At 53.4% G+C, this 15,972-nt stretch carries 16 protein-coding genes and 1 pseudogene; 10 read left to right on the top strand and 7 right to left on the bottom strand.

Annotated features, from left to right (window positions below; translation table 11 throughout):
- Positions 1 to 45: 45 nt before the first annotated feature.
- Together cysM and pdxK are read left to right on the top strand one after the other, a co-directional pair.
- Positions 46 to 957, top strand: a complete 912-nt coding sequence (gene cysM / locus C1N69_RS16210; protein ID WP_155031526.1) for a cysteine synthase CysM — start codon at positions 46 to 48, stop codon at positions 955 to 957.
- Between the two features lie 5 nt (positions 958 to 962).
- Positions 963 to 1,799, top strand: a complete 837-nt coding sequence (gene pdxK, locus C1N69_RS16205) for a pyridoxine/pyridoxal/pyridoxamine kinase (RefSeq protein ID WP_025758776.1) — start codon at positions 963 to 965, stop codon at positions 1,797 to 1,799.
- 44 nt (positions 1,800 to 1,843) lie between these two features.
- On the opposite strand, the gene crr is transcribed toward pdxK, so the two are convergent.
- The 5 genes from crr to cysZ all read right to left on the bottom strand — a co-directional run bounded on the left by crr (position 1,844) and on the right by cysZ (position 6,637).
- Positions 1,844 to 2,353 carry a PTS glucose transporter subunit IIA gene (gene crr / locus C1N69_RS16200; RefSeq protein ID WP_003861316.1) on the bottom strand — a complete coding sequence of 170 codons (510 nt, stop codon included), beginning with the start codon at positions 2,351 to 2,353 and terminating at the stop codon, positions 1,844 to 1,846.
- 40 nt (positions 2,354 to 2,393) lie between these two features.
- Positions 2,394 to 4,121 carry a phosphoenolpyruvate-protein phosphotransferase PtsI gene (ptsI, locus tag C1N69_RS16195; RefSeq protein ID WP_008501604.1) on the bottom strand — a complete coding sequence of 576 codons (1,728 nt, stop codon included), beginning with the start codon at positions 4,119 to 4,121 and terminating at the stop codon, positions 2,394 to 2,396.
- A 44-nt stretch (positions 4,122 to 4,165) separates the two neighbouring features.
- Positions 4,166 to 4,423 carry a phosphocarrier protein Hpr gene (gene ptsH / locus C1N69_RS16190; RefSeq protein ID WP_000487600.1) on the bottom strand — a complete coding sequence of 86 codons (258 nt, stop codon included), beginning with the start codon at positions 4,421 to 4,423 and terminating at the stop codon, positions 4,166 to 4,168.
- Positions 4,424 to 4,740: 317 nt separating this feature from the next.
- Positions 4,741 to 5,712 (bottom strand): cysteine synthase A, encoded by a 972-nt coding sequence (gene cysK / locus C1N69_RS16180; protein ID WP_014884739.1) that lies wholly within the window; start codon positions 5,710 to 5,712, stop codon positions 4,741 to 4,743.
- Between the two features lie 163 nt (positions 5,713 to 5,875).
- Positions 5,876 to 6,637 carry a sulfate transporter CysZ gene (gene cysZ, locus C1N69_RS16175; RefSeq protein ID WP_095451904.1) on the bottom strand — a complete coding sequence of 254 codons (762 nt, stop codon included), beginning with the start codon at positions 6,635 to 6,637 and terminating at the stop codon, positions 5,876 to 5,878.
- Between the two features lie 230 nt (positions 6,638 to 6,867).
- Here cysZ and zipA point away from each other — a divergent pair, with 230 nt between their 5' ends.
- The 3 genes from zipA to C1N69_RS16160 all read left to right on the top strand — a co-directional run bounded on the left by zipA (position 6,868) and on the right by C1N69_RS16160 (position 10,153).
- Positions 6,868 to 7,851 (top strand): cell division protein ZipA, encoded by a 984-nt coding sequence (zipA, locus tag C1N69_RS16170; protein WP_155031525.1) that lies wholly within the window; start codon positions 6,868 to 6,870, stop codon positions 7,849 to 7,851.
- Positions 7,852 to 7,920: 69 nt separating this feature from the next.
- Complete coding sequence (ligA, locus tag C1N69_RS16165) at positions 7,921 to 9,936, top strand: NAD-dependent DNA ligase LigA (RefSeq protein WP_047959181.1); 2,016 nt, start codon at positions 7,921 to 7,923, stop codon at positions 9,934 to 9,936.
- 1 nt (position 9,937) lies between these two features.
- Entirely contained in the window at positions 9,938 to 10,153 is a 216-nt protein-coding gene (locus tag C1N69_RS16160) for a DUF3820 family protein (protein WP_155031524.1), read from the top strand.
- On the opposite strand, the gene C1N69_RS16155 is transcribed toward C1N69_RS16160, so the two are convergent.
- Positions 10,150 to 11,145: a bile acid:sodium symporter family protein gene (locus tag C1N69_RS16155; RefSeq protein WP_095441530.1), complete on the bottom strand. Its 996-nt coding sequence runs from the start codon at positions 11,143 to 11,145 to the stop codon at positions 10,150 to 10,152. The genes C1N69_RS16160 and C1N69_RS16155 overlap by 4 nt on opposite strands.
- A gap of 89 nt (positions 11,146 to 11,234) precedes the next feature.
- Between C1N69_RS16155 and C1N69_RS16150 the strand changes: the two genes are divergently transcribed.
- Positions 11,235 to 12,170 (top strand): LysR family transcriptional regulator, encoded by a 936-nt coding sequence (locus tag C1N69_RS16150; RefSeq protein WP_095451902.1) that lies wholly within the window; start codon positions 11,235 to 11,237, stop codon positions 12,168 to 12,170.
- Here the strand turns inward: C1N69_RS16150 and C1N69_RS16145 are convergent.
- Positions 12,167 to 12,505: a FlxA-like family protein gene (locus tag C1N69_RS16145; protein ID WP_045406118.1), complete on the bottom strand. Its 339-nt coding sequence runs from the start codon at positions 12,503 to 12,505 to the stop codon at positions 12,167 to 12,169. The two genes, C1N69_RS16150 and C1N69_RS16145, sit on opposite strands and share 4 nt — an antisense overlap.
- Before the next feature lie 87 nt (positions 12,506 to 12,592).
- On the opposite strand from C1N69_RS16145, the pseudogene C1N69_RS16140 reads away from it, so the two are divergent.
- The 4 genes and pseudogenes from C1N69_RS16140 to C1N69_RS16125 all read left to right on the top strand — a co-directional run.
- Positions 12,593 to 12,808 (top strand): annotated as a pseudogene (locus C1N69_RS16140) (hypothetical protein); the annotation flags it as partial.
- Between the two features lie 37 nt (positions 12,809 to 12,845).
- On the top strand, positions 12,846 to 13,613 hold the full coding sequence (locus C1N69_RS16135; protein WP_047959178.1) for a LysR family transcriptional regulator: 768 nt from the start codon (positions 12,846 to 12,848) through the stop codon (positions 13,611 to 13,613).
- Positions 13,614 to 13,807: 194 nt separating this feature from the next.
- Positions 13,808 to 15,235 carry a pyruvate kinase gene (gene pyk / locus C1N69_RS16130; RefSeq protein WP_155031523.1) on the top strand — a complete coding sequence of 476 codons (1,428 nt, stop codon included), beginning with the start codon at positions 13,808 to 13,810 and terminating at the stop codon, positions 15,233 to 15,235.
- Positions 15,236 to 15,970 carry a TSUP family transporter gene (locus tag C1N69_RS16125; protein ID WP_155031522.1) on the top strand — a complete coding sequence of 245 codons (735 nt, stop codon included), beginning with the start codon at positions 15,236 to 15,238 and terminating at the stop codon, positions 15,968 to 15,970.
- Positions 15,971 to 15,972: the final 2 nt, after the last annotated feature.

The raw sequence follows: 15,972 nt of genomic DNA, 5'->3' as shown, positions 1-15,972 counted from the left end.
CCGGGATCGCTGCGCGCCACCCGGCTTTTTTATTGAGTAAAAATCGTGAATACACTCGAACACACCATCGGCAATACCCCTCTGGTCAAACTTCAGCGCATGGGGCCGGCTAACGGCAGCGAAATCTGGGTCAAGCTCGAAGGCAATAACCCGGCCGGGTCGGTGAAAGACCGTGCAGCGTTGTCGATGATTGTCCAGGCCGAAAAGCGCGGTGAAATCAAACCCGGCGATGTGCTGATCGAAGCCACCAGCGGCAACACCGGTATCGCTCTGGCGATGATTGCGGCGCTGAAAGGCTACCGTATGAAGCTGCTGATGCCGGACAACATGAGCCAGGAGCGACGCGCCGCGATGCGTGCGTACGGGGCCGAACTGATTCTGGTGACCAAAGAGCAGGGAATGGAAGGCGCGCGCGATTTAGCATTAGCCATGGCCGAGCGCGGCGAGGGTAAACTGCTCGATCAGTTCAATAACCCGGACAACCCTTACGCCCACTACACCACCACCGGCCCGGAAATCTGGCAGCAGACCGACGGACGGATCACCCATTTTGTCTCCAGCATGGGTACCACCGGCACCATTACCGGCGTGTCGCGTTTTCTGCGCGAGCAGGCGAAAGTCGTTACCATCGTTGGGCTGCAGCCGGAAGAGGGGAGCAGCATTCCGGGCATTCGCCGCTGGCCTGCGGAATATATGCCGGGCATTTTTAATGCGCAGCTGGTGGATCAGGTGCTGGATATTCATCAGCGCGAGGCGGAGAATACCATGCGTGAACTGGCCGTGCGTGAAGGTATCTTCTGTGGGGTCAGTTCGGGGGGCGCGGTGGCAGGCGCGATTCGGGTAGCGCAGGAGAATCCCGGTGCCGTTGTGGTGGCGATTATCTGCGACCGCGGCGATCGCTATCTGTCGACCGGCGTTTTTGGTGAAGAGAGTTATTCGCAGGGGGCGGGAATTTAAACGTCATGGAGATGATTCTATTCCGGGATAACACCCGGGCGCAGCAAACCGACATTGTCGCGGTGCAGTCGCAGGTGGTTTACGGCAGTGTCGGGAACAGTATCGCGGTACCGAATATTCGTACCCACAGGCTGAACGTCACCGCCGTACCGACGGTGCTGTTTAGCAACACACCGCACTATGACACCTTCTACGGCGGGGTGATCCCCGACGAGTGGTTCAGCGGCTATCTGAAGGCGCTGGAAGAGCGCGAGATCCTGCGCGAGCTTAAAGCGGTTACTACCGGCTATATGGGCAGCGCCAGCCAGATTGCCCTGCTGGCGCAGTGGCTGAAGGCGGTTAAAGCACAGCATCCAGACCTGCTGGTGCTGGTCGACCCGGTTATCGGCGATATCGACAGCGGGATGTACGTGAAGCCCGATATTCCCGAAGCGTATCGGGAGCACCTGCTGCCGCTGGCGCAAGGGATTACGCCAAACGTCTACGAACTGGAAGTCTTAAGCGGCAAACCGTGTCGTACGCCGGAAAGCGCGATTGCAGCAGCGCAGGGATTGCTCTCAGACACCCTGAAATGGGTGGCCATCACCAGCGCGCCGGTGGCTGACGATCCGCAAAACATCCACGTGGTGCTGGTCACGCGTGAGGGGGTTACCGTCAGTGCGCATCCGCGCGTGGAAACCGATCTGAAAGGAACGGGCGATCTGTTCTGCTCGGAACTGGTGAGCGGCATTGTTGAGGGGAAAACCGTTGCCGATGCCATCCGTATGGCCGGCGATCGGGTGACTGACGTGATGCTGTATACGCAGTCGAAAGGGTATGATGAGCTAATCCTCCCCGCATAAACAAAAATGGCGCCCGAAGGCGCCATTTTACTGTGCGGCAAGAATTACTTCTTGATGCGGATAACCGGGGTTTCACCCACGGTGACGCTGCCAGACAGTTTGATCAGTTCTTTGATTTCGTCCATGTTGGAGATAACAACCGGCGTCAGGGTAGACTTGGCTTTTTCTTCCAGCAGTGGCAGATCGAATTCAATGACCGGGTCGCCAACTTTAACACGCTGACCTTCTTCCGCGATACGTTTGAAGCCTTCGCCTTTCAGTTCAACGGTGTCGATACCGAAGTGAACGAACAGTTCGATACCGCTATCAGATTCGATAGAGAACGCATGGTTGGTTTCAAAAATTTTACCGATGGTGCCGTCAACTGGAGCAACCATTTTGTTGCCAGTTGGTTTGATAGCAATGCCATCACCAACGATTTTCTCAGCAAACACTACATCCGGCACGTCTTCGATGTTGACGATCTCGCCGGAGAGCGGAGCAACAATCTCAATAGTTCCGGAGTCTTTCTTATCATCAGAAACCAGAGATTTCAGTTTATCGAACAAACCCATGATCTTCTCCTAAGCAGTAATTTGGGCCGCATCTCGTGGATTAGCAGATTGTTTTTTCTTCAATGAACTTGTTAACCAGCGTCATTAACTCGTCCGTTGTCGGTTGAGCAAGAGCCTGCTCTGCTAACACCTTCGCATCTTCGAAGTTCGTGTTACGGATAATCTTCTTAATGCGCGGGATGGAAATGGCGCTCATAGAGAATTCGTCCAGACCCATACCCAGCAACAGAAGTGTAGCACGTTCGTCGCCTGCAAGCTCACCACACATGCCAGTCCATTTACCTTCTGCATGAGAAGCATCAATAACTTGCTTGATCAAGTTCAGTACGGACGGTGACATTGGCTGGTAGAGATGTGAAATCATATCATTACCACGGTCAACTGCCAGGGTGTACTGCGTTAAATCATTGGTGCCGATACTAAAGAAATCAACTTCTTTGGCTAAATGACGCGCAATCGTTGCCGCCGCTGGTGTTTCCACCATCACGCCGATCTCAATTGACTCGTCAAACGCTTTACCTTCGTCACGCAGTTCCTGTTTGTAGATTTCGATCTCTTTCTTCAGTGCACGCACTTCTTCAACAGAGATGATCATCGGGAACATAATGCGCAGCTTACCGAAAGCGGAGGCACGCAGGATCGCACGAACCTGATCGCGAAGGATCTCTTTACGATCCATGGCGATACGTACTGCACGCCAGCCCAGGAACGGGTTCTCTTCTTTCGGGAAGTTCATGTACGGCAGCTCTTTGTCGCCACCGATGTCCATGGTACGGACGATAACGGCCTGAGAGCCACAGGCTTCAGCCACCGCTTTGTACGCTGCGAACTGCTCTTCTTCAGTCGGCAGGGCGTCACGGTCCATGAACAGGAATTCAGTACGATAGAGACCTACGCCTTCCGCACCGTTACGCTCAGCGCCATCAACGTCGCGGACGGTACCGATGTTTGCGCACACTTCTACCTGATGGCCGTCCAGGGTAATGGCTGGCAGGTCTTTCAGCTTAGCGAGTTCCGCTTTTTCAGTCGCAACCTGCTCCTGAACTGCGCGCAGTTTCTCGATCTCTTCGTTAGTTGGGTTGACGTAAACCAGATTGTTTACGGCATCCAGAATCAGATAGTCACCGTTTTTCACCTGAGAGGTGACGCTACCGGTACCCACGATAGCAGGCAGTTCAAGAGAACGTGCCATGATAGAGGTGTGGGAGGTACGGCCGCCCGCATCGGTGATGAAACCGAGGACCTTTTTCAGGTTCAGCTGTGCGGTTTCAGACGGGGTGAGGTCAGCGGCAACCAGGATCACTTCATCCTGAATCGCGCTCAGGTCGATAATGGCCAGGCCCAGGATGTTGCGCAGCAGGCGCTTACCGATGTCACGTACGTCAGCCGCACGCTCTTTCAGGTATTCATCATCCAGTTCTTCCAGGGCAGTTGCCTGACCTTCGATAACTTCATGGGCAGCCGCGTCGGCCGTCATGCCTTTATCTTTAATCAGGGCTATGATTTCCTGCTCCAGCTCCTCATCTTCGAGCAGCATGATGTGCCCTTCGAAGATGGCTTCTTTTTCTTCACCGAAAGTTTCGCCAGCTTTAGTTTTGATTGCTTCCAGTTGCGCAGATGCCTTGGCACGACCGCTCAGAAAACGTTCAACTTCCTGATCAACCTTGTCGGCAGAAATTTTTTTCCGGTCGATGACGATCTCGTCTTCTTTCAGCAGCAGTGCTTTGCCGAAAGCGATACCCGGGGATGCTAAAATGCCTGAAATCATAACCCTACCTTACTTGTGACTGATATTTAAAAGAACCCGGAAACTTACTCGAGCTCAGCCATCAGTTTTACCAGATGCTCAACTGCTTTCTGCTCGTCTTCACCTTCCGCAGAGATGGTGACTACGGTGCCCTGAGTCAGGCCCAGAGTCTGCAGTTTGAACAGGCTTTTTGCGCTGGCGCTTTTGCCGTTGGAAGTCACAGTGATTTCAGAAGTGAAGCCTTTCGCTTCTTTAACAAACTGAGCGGCAGGGCGGGTGTGCAGACCGTTCGGAGCGGTAATGGTAACTTCTTGCTGGAACATTGTATTTCCCCAACTTATAGGTTTAGTGTTGTGGAACTAAAGTCTAGCCTGGCGACTGAACTTTAGCCTGTATTGTTAGCGCTGACGTTTCGATCGTCATTAAACATTATGCAGCGAAAGCAAGACTTGAACCAAATCATAAAATCGATTCAGCAAGGCTATTTCGTTCACTGATTAATTTCACGCATCAAAATAATTGCTGGTTTAAATACCAGACCCTACGGGGTGAAGCAATGCCAGGAGGGGTAAAAGTTTGAAGCAGGCCACAAAAAAGCACCTGAAAAGGTGCTTTTTTACGCGTTATTAACATGCTGGCATTACTGTTGCAGCTCTTTTTCCGTGAAGAGATCGGCAAACAGTGCGGTGCTCAAGTAACGCTCACCCGAAGAAGGAAGGATAACCACAATATTCTTGTTGGTAAAGGCTTCGTCTTCCTGAAGTTTGAGCGCTGCCGCAACGGCCGCACCGGAAGAGATACCCGCCAGAATGCCTTCTTCATCCATCAGGCGACGCGCAGTAGAGATGGCTTCTTCGTTAGTGATGGTCACCACTTTATCAATAAGCTTCAGATCCAGGTTTCCCGGAATGAAGCCTGCGCCAATACCCTGGATTTTGTGCGGGCCTGGTTTAAGCTCTTCGCCCGCCAGCGCCTGGGTGATAACCGGGGAGTCAGTGGGTTCAACCGCAACGGTGATCAGGTCTTTTTTACCTTTTGTGCCTTTAATGTAGCGCGACACGCCGGTCAGCGTACCGCCGGTACCCACGCCGGAGATAAAGACATCAACCTGGCCGTCCGTATCTTCCCAGATTTCCGGGCCGGTAGTCTTTTCGTGAATTTCCGGGTTAGCCGGGTTGCTGAACTGCTGAAGCAGCAGGTATTTCGCCGGATCGCTGGCCACGATCTCTTCGGCTTTCTGAATGGCACCTTTCATGCCTTTCGCGCCTTCGGTCAGGACCAGGTTCGCGCCCAGCGCTTTGAGCAGCTTGCGGCGTTCAATGCTCATGGTTTCTGGCATGGTCAGCGTCAGCTTATAGCCACGCGCCGCCGCCACATAGGCCAGTGCGATACCGGTGTTGCCGCTGGTCGGTTCTACCAGCTCAACGCCAGGCTTCAGTACGCCACGTTTTTCAGCATCCCAAATCATGTTTGCACCGATACGGCATTTTACGCTAAAGCTCGGGTTACGTGATTCGACCTTCGCCAGAATGCGTCCATTACCGATACGGTTCAGTCGAACCAGGGGCGTATGACCGATAGTCAGCGAGTTGTCTTCATAAATCTTACTCATGGCCTGTCCTTAACTGTATGAAATTGGGATACCGACCCAGCATACCTGTTGAGCAGGTAGGGGGAAGTAAGGAATTCGCATATCTATATACTGCAAGGAAATAATGGGGATCAGTATGGAATAAGGGGCGGCATAAGCCACCCCTGCTTTACACATTTTTGCATTATTTCCATAACGCGTGCTTAGCACGGTAGCAGTCCACCCACATCGCCGTCGCGCCACATACCGCCACCGGCATAATGAACAAATTGAGGAAGGGGATCATCGTGAACAGGCTGGTGAGGGCGCCGAACTGCATATTGGCGACCTTCTGGGTGCGCAGGGCGGTGCGCATCTCTTTAAACGGTACTTTGTGGTTATCGAACGGGTAATCGCAGTACTGAATAGCCAGCATCCAGGCGCTGAAGAGGAACCACAGCACCGGCGCCACCGTCTGGCCAATGCCGGGCACAAAATAGAGGATGAGCAGCACAATCGCCCGTGGCAGGTACCAGACAAATTTCTGCCACTCGCGCTTCATGATACGGGGAAGATCTTTCATGATCCCCAGTATGCCGGTATCCGGTGGCGTCGCTCCGGTCAGGCGTGCTTCCAGCTGTTCCGCCAGCAGGCCGTTAAACGGGGCAGCTATCCAGTTCGCAATCGTTGAGAAGAAGTACCCAAACACCAGCAGCACGGAGATCACCGCCACCGGCCAGAGCAGGTAGTTAAGCCACTGCAGCCAGTCTGGCACATGGCTCATCAGCGACGGGATCCAGCTCTCCAGCTTTGTGAACAGCCACCAGAACGCGCCGCCCATCAGAATAATGTTGATCAGCAGCGGCAGAATGACGAAGCGTCGAATACCCGGCAGGGAGACCAGTTTCCAGCCCTGAGAAAAATACCAGACACCGCTGCGCGGGGGAGAAGAAGATGTTGAAACCATAACCAGGCTGTACTCCTTTTTTCACAACCAGTGGAATTGCCCGCCTATATTATCCACTTACGGACCAATGACCAGTTCGGAAATGTTCGAAAAACCAGCAAAAAGCACGATTTCCTTCATCTTTATGCTGCGAATGCTCTGCACGCACTTGCACTTGACGTAAACGGCAAATACTCTTAGTGAGTAAATGTTTGCCGTGGTGGCAAGGTGTTAGAACAACAGAGAATATAATGATGCAGGATTTGCGTCTGATATTAATCATTGTTGGCGCGATCGCCATAATCGCTTTACTGGTACATGGTTTCTGGACCAGCCGTAAAGAGCGTTCCTCTATGTTTCGCGATCGCCCACTGAAGCGCATGAAGTCCAGTCGTGACGACGATGACAGTGAAGATGACATCGATGGCATCGACGACGACGGCGTGGGTGAAGTTCGTGTTCATCGGGTCAATACTGCGCCCGGCGCGGCTCATGGGGAGCATGAAGCCCCCCGTCCAGCGCAGCACCAGTATCAACCGCCGTATGCTTCTGCTCAGCCGCGCCAGCACGCGCCGCAGACGGTAGAAGAGCCGGTGCGCCAGCCGCCGCAACAGCCTGTCCATCAGCAGCCAGCTGCACCGCAGCCGGTTCAACAGCAGCCTGTGCAGCAGCCCGTGCAACAACAGCCTGCACAGCCGGTACAACAGCCGCAGCAGCCTGTTCATGTGCAGCCTGCGCCGCAACCTGCCCCGGCCCCGCACGTTGAGCCTGAGCCCGTTGCAGCGCCTGAACCGGTTGTTGAAAAACCGCAGCGTAAAGAAGCGGTGATCATCATGAACGTGGCCGCACATCAGGGCAGCCATCTCAACGGTGATGTGCTGCTTAACAGTATTCAACAGGCAGGTTTCAAGTTTGGTGATATGAATATTTTCCATCGCCATCTGAGTCCTGACGGTAGTGGCCCGGCGCTGTTCAGCCTGGCCAATATGGTCAACCCTGGCACGTTTGATCCGGAAATGACCGGTGATTTCGTGACCCCGGGCGTCACTATCTTTATGCAGGTGCCGTCCTACGGTGATGAACTGCAAAACTTTAAGCTGATGCTGCAGTCCGCTCAGCATATCGCCGACGAAGTCGGTGGTGTGGTACTCGACGACCAGCGTCGCATGATGACGCCGCAGAAACTGCGCGAGTATCAGGACCGCATCCGCGAAGTGAAGGAAGCCAACGCGTAATCGTCGCGTTTACTTCAACTCCTCCTCAACCCCCGCATGTCGGGGGTTTTTTCTCATTGATGGTGTGATATGGACTCAATCGAACAACAACTCACTGAACTGCGAACCACGCTTCGCCATCATGAATATCTCTATCATGTTATGGACGCGCCGGAAGTCCCGGATGCCGAGTACGACCGCCTGATGCGCGAGCTGCGTGAATTAGAGGCGCAACACCCGGAACTTATCACCCCTGATTCCCCCACCCAGCGCGTTGGCGCCGAGCCGCTGGGGGCATTCAGCCAGGTACGTCATGAAGTACCGATGCTGTCGCTGGATAACGTCTTCGATGAAGAGAGCTTCCTGGCGTTTAACAAGCGCGTGCAGGATCGCCTGAAAAGCAACGACTCTCTGACCTGGTGCTGCGAGCTAAAGCTGGATGGCCTGGCAGTCAGCCTTCTCTACGAAAACGGCGTACTGGTGCGTGCCGCGACCCGAGGGGATGGCACCACGGGGGAAGACATTACCACCAACGTGCGCACCATTCGCGCGATCCCGCTGAAGCTGCAGGGTGACAACATTCCAGCGCGTCTGGAAGTGCGTGGCGAAGTGTTCCTCCCGCAGGCGGGCTTCGAGAAAATCAACGAGGAAGCGCGCCGCACTGGCGGGAAGGTATTTGCAAACCCGCGTAATGCGGCGGCAGGCTCTCTGCGTCAGCTGGATCCGCGCATCACCGCGAAGCGACCGCTTACTTTCTTCTGCTACGGTGTCGGTATTCTGGAAGGCGGCGAGCTGCCGGATACGCATCTCGGCCGTCTGCTGCAGTTTAAGGCATGGGGGCTGCCGGTAAGCAACCGCGTCCAGCTTTGCGACTCACCGGAGGCGGTGCTTGCGTTCTATCACAAGGTTGAAGAGGACCGTCCGACACTCGGTTTCGACATTGATGGTGTGGTCATTAAGGTAAACTCGCTGGCGCTGCAGGAGCAGCTGGGCTTTGTGGCGCGTGCGCCGCGCTGGGCGGTGGCGTTTAAGTTCCCGGCCCAGGAGCAGATGACCTTTGTGCGCGACGTGGAGTTCCAGGTAGGACGGACGGGCGCCATCACCCCTGTCGCGCGTCTGGAGCCCGTGCAGGTTGCGGGTGTGCTGGTGAGTAACGCCACGCTGCATAATGCCGATGAGATCGAACGCCTTGGTCTGCGTATCGGTGACAAAGTGGTGATCCGCCGCGCGGGCGATGTCATCCCGCAGGTGGTTAACGTCGTTGAGTCAGAACGTCCTGACGATACGCGCGAGGTTGTCTTCCCGACCCATTGCCCGGTGTGTGGCTCTGACGTTGAGCGTGTGGAAGGTGAAGCGGTGGCGCGCTGCACGGGCGGTTTAATCTGTGGCGCGCAGCGTAAAGAGTCACTGAAGCACTTTGTCTCCCGTCGGGCGATGGACGTCGACGGCATGGGCGACAAGATTATCGACCAGCTGGTTGAGAAAGAGTATGTCCATACCCCCGCGGATCTCTTCAAACTGACCGCGGGCAAGCTGACAGGTCTTGACCGCATGGGGCCAAAGTCGGCCCAAAATGTGGTTAACGCCCTGGAAGCGGCTAAAGAGACCACCTTCGCCCGTTTCCTTTATGCGCTCGGCATTCGTGAAGTGGGTGAAGCGACGGCAGCAGGGCTGGCGGCGTATTTTGGTACGCTGGAGGCGCTGGAAAACGCGAGCATCGACGAACTGCAGAAAGTTCCGGATGTCGGCATCGTCGTCGCCACGCATGTCTTTAACTTCTTTGCTGAAGAGAGCAACCGCGAGGTCATCGGCAAGCTGCTGGCCGAGGGCATCAAATGGCCTGCGCCGGTCGTCGTCAATGCCGAAGAGATCGACAGCCCGTTCGCCGGTAAAACAGTGGTGCTGACCGGTAGCCTGAGCCAGCTATCCCGTGATGATGCAAAAGCACGTCTGGTCGCACTGGGAGCTAAAGTGGCGGGTAGCGTGTCAAAGAAAACCGACCTGGTGATCGCCGGGGAAGCCGCCGGTTCCAAGCTGGCGAAAGCCCAGGAGCTGGGGATTGAGGTTATCGACGAAGCGGAAATGATGCGTCTGTTAGGAGAGTAAGGTGGAGAAAGAGCAGCTCGTCGAGATCGCTAATACGGAGATGCCGTTCGGTAAATATAAGGGCCGCAGGCTGATTGACCTGCCGGAGGAGTATCTGCTGTGGTTTGCCCGCAAGGATGAGTTTCCGGCCGGGCGACTGGGCGAGCTGATAGCTATCACGTTACTGATCAAAACGGAGGGGCTGACCCAACTGGTCCAGCCCCTGAAACGTCCTTAAGCCTTCGCGGCGCGGGTCTCTTCCTGCGCCAGTTTTTCCGTCTGGCGCTTATAGCGACGCGCCAGCACCGCGCAGACCATCAGCTGGATCTGATGGAAAATCATCAGCGGTAGCACCATCATCCCAATCACCGAGGTCGGGAACAGAATGTTGGCCATCGGGATACCGTTTGCCAGGCTCTTCTTCGAACCGCAGAAGACAATGGTGATCTCATCCGCTTTGTTGAATCCGCACTTGCGTGCCACAAAGACGTTCACGGCAATCACAATCGCCAGCAGGATGAGGCTGACCACCACGATAAACAGCAGCGAGCCTGCGCCCACCTTGTGCCAGATCCCGTTCACGACCGCTTCACTGAAGGCGGAATAGACCACCAGCAGAATCGACGACTGATCGGTTTTTGAAATCCATTTCTTGTGCTTTGCCACAAACGCGCCGGTCCACGGTCGGGAGAGATGGCCCAGCACAAACGGCAGCAGCAGTTGCAGGCAGATTTTGCCCACCTGCTCAAGGTTACCTTCCGCGCCGTGCATGTTCATCAGCAGGCCGACCAGCAGCGGGGAGACGAAAATCCCCAGCAGACTGGATGCCGATGCCGAGCAGACGGCGGCCGCTACGTTCCCTCCCGCCAGAGAGGTAAACGCAATGGCGGACTGCACGGTGGCCGGCAAAATACACAGATACAGGAAACCGGTGTAGAGCGCCGGGTCGACGTTAACCGGCGCCCACCAGGCAAACAGCACGCCGAGGATCGGGAAAAGAATAAAGGTGCTGCACATCACCCACAGATGCAGTCGCCAGTGGCTACCGCCGGCGATAATGGCTTCGCGGGAGAGTTTCGCCCCGTGCATAAAGAACAGCAGGGCGATGGCGGCTGTGGTTAGCCCTTCAAAGAACGGGACGAATCCCCCGCGAGCGGGAAAGAAAGAGGCCAGTAAAACGGTAATGACCAGGGTAAGCGTAAACGGATCAACAATACGAAATAGTTTCATAATGACTCCTGAAAACAGATGTCGCTATTGTGCTTTTTTCCATTTGAGAAATAAAATTGATTTATTGCATCCATTCATGAACGAAACAGATGAATTACTCCTTACGCCAGCTTCGTATTTTCGTTACCGTCGCGCATGCCCGCAGCTTTAGTCGGGCAGGGGAGATGATTGGCCTGAGCCAGTCGGCGGTCAGCCACAGTGTGAAAGAGCTGGAGAATCAGACCGGCGTGAGGCTGCTTGACCGTACCACGCGCGAGGTTGTCCTGACCGAAGCGGGGCAACAGCTGGCTTTGCGCCTCGAACGGCTGCTGGATGAACTGAACAGCACGCTCAGAGACGTCGGGAGACTGGGGCAGCAGCTTTCGGGTACGGTGCGGGTCGCAGCCAGCCAGACAATTTCTGCACACCTTATCCCGCAATGTATCGCAGAGGGCAACCAGCGTTATCCGGATATCGATTTTGTGTTGCATGACAGGCCGCAGCAGTGGGTGCTGGAAAGCATCCGCCAGGGAGATGTGGATTTCGGTATTGTTATCGATCCCGGCCAGGTGAGCGATCTGACGTGTGAGAGCGTGCTTTCAGAGCCTTTTTTACTGCTCTGTCGGGACGACGATCCGCTGGCAATCTTGCCGGAGGTCAGTTGGCAGCGCCTGCAGGGCGCAAATCTGGTATTACAGGACTATGCCTCGGGCAGCCGTCCGTTGATTGACTCCGCGCTGGTGAATCAGGGCGTAACGGCAACGATCGTACAGGAAATTGGTCACCCGGCGACGCTGTTTCCGATGGTGGAAGCCGGAATCGGGATCAGCGTGTTGCCGGCTCTGGCGCTTCCCCTGCCGCAGGGAAGCCGGCTGGCCGTGAAGCGACTCACGCCCGTTGTGGAGAGAAAGCTGATGCTGGTTCGGCGAAAAAATCGTTCCCTCTCGGGTGCCGCCCAGGCCATCTGGGAAGTGGTGCGTATCCAGGCACAGCGATTAACCGAGGCCCGCATACGCGACCCACTGTTTAACGCATCAGAAGATTAGATGTAGATATCGATCTGATGCGTGTCTGACGGGCTGTTAACACCTTCCACTTTGCCGAGTTTTTGATCCTGCTTCTTCTGCGCCTCTTCCGCCTGCTGGCGCTGCAGCGCGGCGAGTTGCGCCTGCAGCACTTTGATCTGGGTCTGAATCAGTTCCTGCTGCTTTTTCTTCTCATCCGCGCTGCCGGGGCTGTTCGCCAGCTCTTTTAACTGCTGAGTCAGCTTTTTGATCTTATCGAGAATGCGGCTGATTTGCGCGGCGATATCGTTACTGCTGGAAGTACCGCTCCCGCCGCTGGTCTGAATAGGTTGGGTTGAAGCCTGAATGGTCGTCATACTTTTTCCTCGCGTTATAAAACAGAGGTATCGGCACCGACGGGATTAGCTTGAGGAAAACTGCCATATCTGGCAGGGAGTTACATTGCGTATGTCGGTTCGGTATTGAGCGGTATAACCGTAGATTATTTCTCGGTGGACGGGGTGAAAGAGTGGCAGACGATCTGGCTGGTGTTTGCAACCTACGCGCTGGCGCTCGCGGTGGTGTTTTATTTCAGTTTTAACTATCGCCATACCTGTAAAAATAGCGAGATGCGTACAGTTGCGCACTCAATTTCCCCTGTGGAGGGTGAAAGGCCTTAAGGCAGGCGCATCAATGTTATCGCCAGGATATGTTTTGATGGAACGCGTCTATCGTACCGATCTCAAGTTGCTGCGCTACTTTCTGGCCGTGGCGGAGGAACTACATTTTGGACGGGCTGCGGCCCGTCTCAATATGTCTCAGCCGCCGCTCAGCTTGCATATTAAAGAACTGGAAAGCCAGCTGGGCACGTTACTGTTCATTCGCCACTCGCGAAGTGTCGCCCTGACACATGCCGGTAAAGTGCTGATGGAAGAGTCGCGCCGGTTGCTCGCCAGCGCAAACCAGGCGTTGGCTCGCGTCGAGCAAATTGGCCGGGGGGAGTTTGGGCGCATTGAGCTGGGGATTTTCGGCACTGCGATGTGGAGCGAGGTGCGCACGGTAATACACGCTTTTTTAAAAGCGCATCCGAATGTAGATGTCGTGTTTCGTGAAAAATCCCCGGTCATGCAGATGGCGCTGCTTGAGCGGCGGGAGCTGGACGTGGGCATCTGGCGAATGGCAACCGAACCCACCGCGGGGTTAACCAGCGTGCGGTTGTATGACGCCGCTTTTCTGGTGGCGATGCCGGAAGATCACCGTCTGGTGAGCGAATCAGCAATTGCGCTCTCAGCATTGCAGGACGAGTATTTTGTCACGATGCCTTCTGCGCATTCTGATTGGGCATTTTTACATCGCGTCTGCCAGCAGGCCGGGTTTTCGCCGCTGATGAAGGAGCGTATACCGGCCGATTTGTATGTGGTGTATGACGAGAAGCAGGCGACGCCTGCGGTGAAGACGTTGATTGCGACGTTGACGGCTGGCTGAGGGGATAAAACGCTTTTTATCTTCTTATTGAAAATATGTATAAGAAATCCCTAATTATGGAAATGTTGAAATTACAGGTTCGGATCATCATAAAATTGCTGTAATAATTATTAGGCATATTAAATAGTTTAATATCATTAACTGAATTGTCATAAAACTGTCATAAAGAGCTTTTCTTATACAAGGAGTTATTTATGACAGGTTCACGCGTTATCGCTACTATCGGCCCGGCTTCAGACAATACTGACACGTTACTCAAATTACGCAAAGCAGGCATGTCCGTTGCTCGATTAAATGGTTCTCATAATACCTCCGAATGGCATGCAGAAACGGTTAAGCTTCTGCGTAACACCGTTCCTGATGTTCCTGTACTGCTGGATATTCCTGGAAGGAAAATTCGGACACTCCAGTTGGCTCATGAACCTTCGTTCAAAAGTGGCGATACAATAATACTGACAACAGATACCCGCCATGACGGTACAGAAAAAGTTCCCGTCGGATTTGATCGGCTTCATGAGAAATTATCCGTCGGCGACGGCGTTTTCGCAGATGACGGAACGCTTTCATTTGTTGTTGACAACATTCAGGGAAGAGATATTTATTTGCGGGCTAATATGGATGGCAAATTAAGGAGTCGTAAGGGAATAAATGTTCCTGGTATCGACCTTGGGCAGTCTTTGGTAACAGATAAAGATCGAGCAATGATTGAATTTGCTAAATCAATCGGTGTTGATTATATCGGAATCAGTTTTGTTGAAAGCCGGGAGCATATTGAAGCCATTCGTGATCTGATTGCTGCACCCGTTCCGCGTATCGTGGCAAAAGTAGAAAACCGTGGGGGGATTACTCATCTTGCTGAAATTGTAGATTCGGCAGATGTGATTATGATTGACCGTGGCGATCTTGCCGTTGAAACATCCATTGATCATGTGGCCCTTTATCAGAAAAAAATCCTCCGTGAAGCGGCTCGCGCAGGTAAGCCCACCATTGTTGCGACTGAAATGCTCCACAGCATGATTGAAAATCCTTTACCAACAAAAGCGGAAGTCAGCGATATCACTAATGCTATATTGGATGGCGCTTCAGCTGTTATGCTTTCCGGTGAAACGGCTGTGGGTCGCTATCCGGTTGAGGCTGTTGATCGGATCAGTCGTATTGCGACACTCGCGGCTACGGGGCGCCACTCACCTTATCATACCGTCAAAGAGCCAACAGACAGCGATCTCAGACATACCATTCGTGCGCTTGCAAAGGCTTTACCGCTGACTCGCCTGGTCGTCCTTTCCCGTACGGGTTACGCCGTGCGCATTGCTGCTATGTCTGATGCCGGATTGCCTGTATTAGCCATAGGAACACATCCAGAATTGACACGTAGCTGGAATCTACTTCCGAATGTGACCAGCGTGTATATTAAAAACGAGGATGAAATATCACTACAGGGCGAAGATCAACTTTTGAGAAAATTAACCCATAGTGGATATCTTCTTGAAGATGATTATGTCGTGATTATCTCTGCTCAACAGGACAGTAATAGCCTTAATGGAAATGTAATTCACACTCTTAATGTAAAAGCCTGGCTTCAGCATCAGTTGATAAAACGCAATGAAGCAGAGGTGGCATAAATGGAACACGAATATCTCTTCTTGCCTGTTATTATGCTGTTTTCAGTGGTTCAATCTATCTTTGGCATGGGTATTCTGGTCTTTGGGACACCAGCACTTCTCCTGCTAGGGTATGATTTTTCGTCTGTCCTGGGCCTGCTTTTGCCTTCATCGGTCCTGATTTCATTGACTCAGTTATATACTGGTCATGGATGGCGTGTAGACAGGAAAGAAATTTTAAATATGGCCTTGTGTGCGGCTGCTGTGATTATCTTTCTGAGTGTCATTATTACTTCAGGTGGAAAGTTTAATTTTGACTTCATTATTGGTCTGGTACTCATATTTTCTGCAGTAGTGAGATTGAGTACAAATTTTAGACAGTTTATCAGTGCCAGACTTATTAAATATCAGCGCCTTTATGTGCTAGTGATGGGGGCTTTGCATGGGGTAACAAATATGGGTGGGGCATTATTGGCTCTCTATGCCTCAACCATTCAAAACGAAAAGACAGCCATACGCGCAGAAGTCTCACGCTATTATCTGATGTTTGGCATAATACAATTGCTTACGCTTACTATCCTGAAACCACATTCTCTGAGTCTCTCCGGCTTTATGGCCGCACCATTTGCACTATTTGTTTACTGGGGAGTAGGGAACGTACTTTTCCGTCGCGCTAGCCCATCCGTATATGAAGGTCTGCTGACAGCCTTTATTGCGGTATATGGCATTCTGGTGCTAACGAAGGGATATATCTGACG

Origin of the sequence: Enterobacter sichuanensis, from assembly GCF_009036245.1 — a bacterium.
GTDB lineage: Bacteria > Pseudomonadota > Gammaproteobacteria > Enterobacterales > Enterobacteriaceae > Enterobacter > Enterobacter sichuanensis.
Note: the sequence above shows the minus strand (reverse complement) of the source record. Positions and strands in the feature narration are given on the sequence as shown.

Excerpts from the sequence above, each read along its gene's own strand:
- zipA (WP_155031525.1), top strand. The coding sequence starts at position 6,868 with ATGATGCAGGATTTGCGTCTGATATTAATCATTGTTGGCGCGATCGCC.
- C1N69_RS16145 (WP_045406118.1), bottom strand. The coding sequence starts at position 12,505 with ATGACGACCATTCAGGCTTCAACCCAACCTATTCAGACCAGCGGCGGG.
- cysZ (WP_095451904.1), bottom strand. The coding sequence starts at position 6,637 with ATGGTTTCAACATCTTCTTCTCCCCCGCGCAGCGGTGTCTGGTATTTT.
- ligA (WP_047959181.1), top strand. The coding sequence starts at position 7,921 with ATGGACTCAATCGAACAACAACTCACTGAACTGCGAACCACGCTTCGC.
- C1N69_RS16135 (WP_047959178.1), top strand. The coding sequence starts at position 12,846 with ATGGAACGCGTCTATCGTACCGATCTCAAGTTGCTGCGCTACTTTCTG.
- ptsH (WP_000487600.1), bottom strand. The coding sequence starts at position 4,423 with ATGTTCCAGCAAGAAGTTACCATTACCGCTCCGAACGGTCTGCACACC.
- C1N69_RS16125 (WP_155031522.1), top strand. The coding sequence starts at position 15,236 with ATGGAACACGAATATCTCTTCTTGCCTGTTATTATGCTGTTTTCAGTG.
- C1N69_RS16155 (WP_095441530.1), bottom strand. The coding sequence starts at position 11,145 with ATGAAACTATTTCGTATTGTTGATCCGTTTACGCTTACCCTGGTCATT.
- ptsI (WP_008501604.1), bottom strand. The coding sequence starts at position 4,121 with ATGATTTCAGGCATTTTAGCATCCCCGGGTATCGCTTTCGGCAAAGCA.
- pdxK (WP_025758776.1), top strand. The coding sequence starts at position 963 with ATGGAGATGATTCTATTCCGGGATAACACCCGGGCGCAGCAAACCGAC.
- C1N69_RS16150 (WP_095451902.1), top strand. The coding sequence starts at position 11,235 with ATGAATTACTCCTTACGCCAGCTTCGTATTTTCGTTACCGTCGCGCAT.
- cysK (WP_014884739.1), bottom strand. The coding sequence starts at position 5,712 with ATGAGTAAGATTTATGAAGACAACTCGCTGACTATCGGTCATACGCCC.
- crr (WP_003861316.1), bottom strand. The coding sequence starts at position 2,353 with ATGGGTTTGTTCGATAAACTGAAATCTCTGGTTTCTGATGATAAGAAA.
- pyk (WP_155031523.1), top strand. The coding sequence starts at position 13,808 with ATGACAGGTTCACGCGTTATCGCTACTATCGGCCCGGCTTCAGACAAT.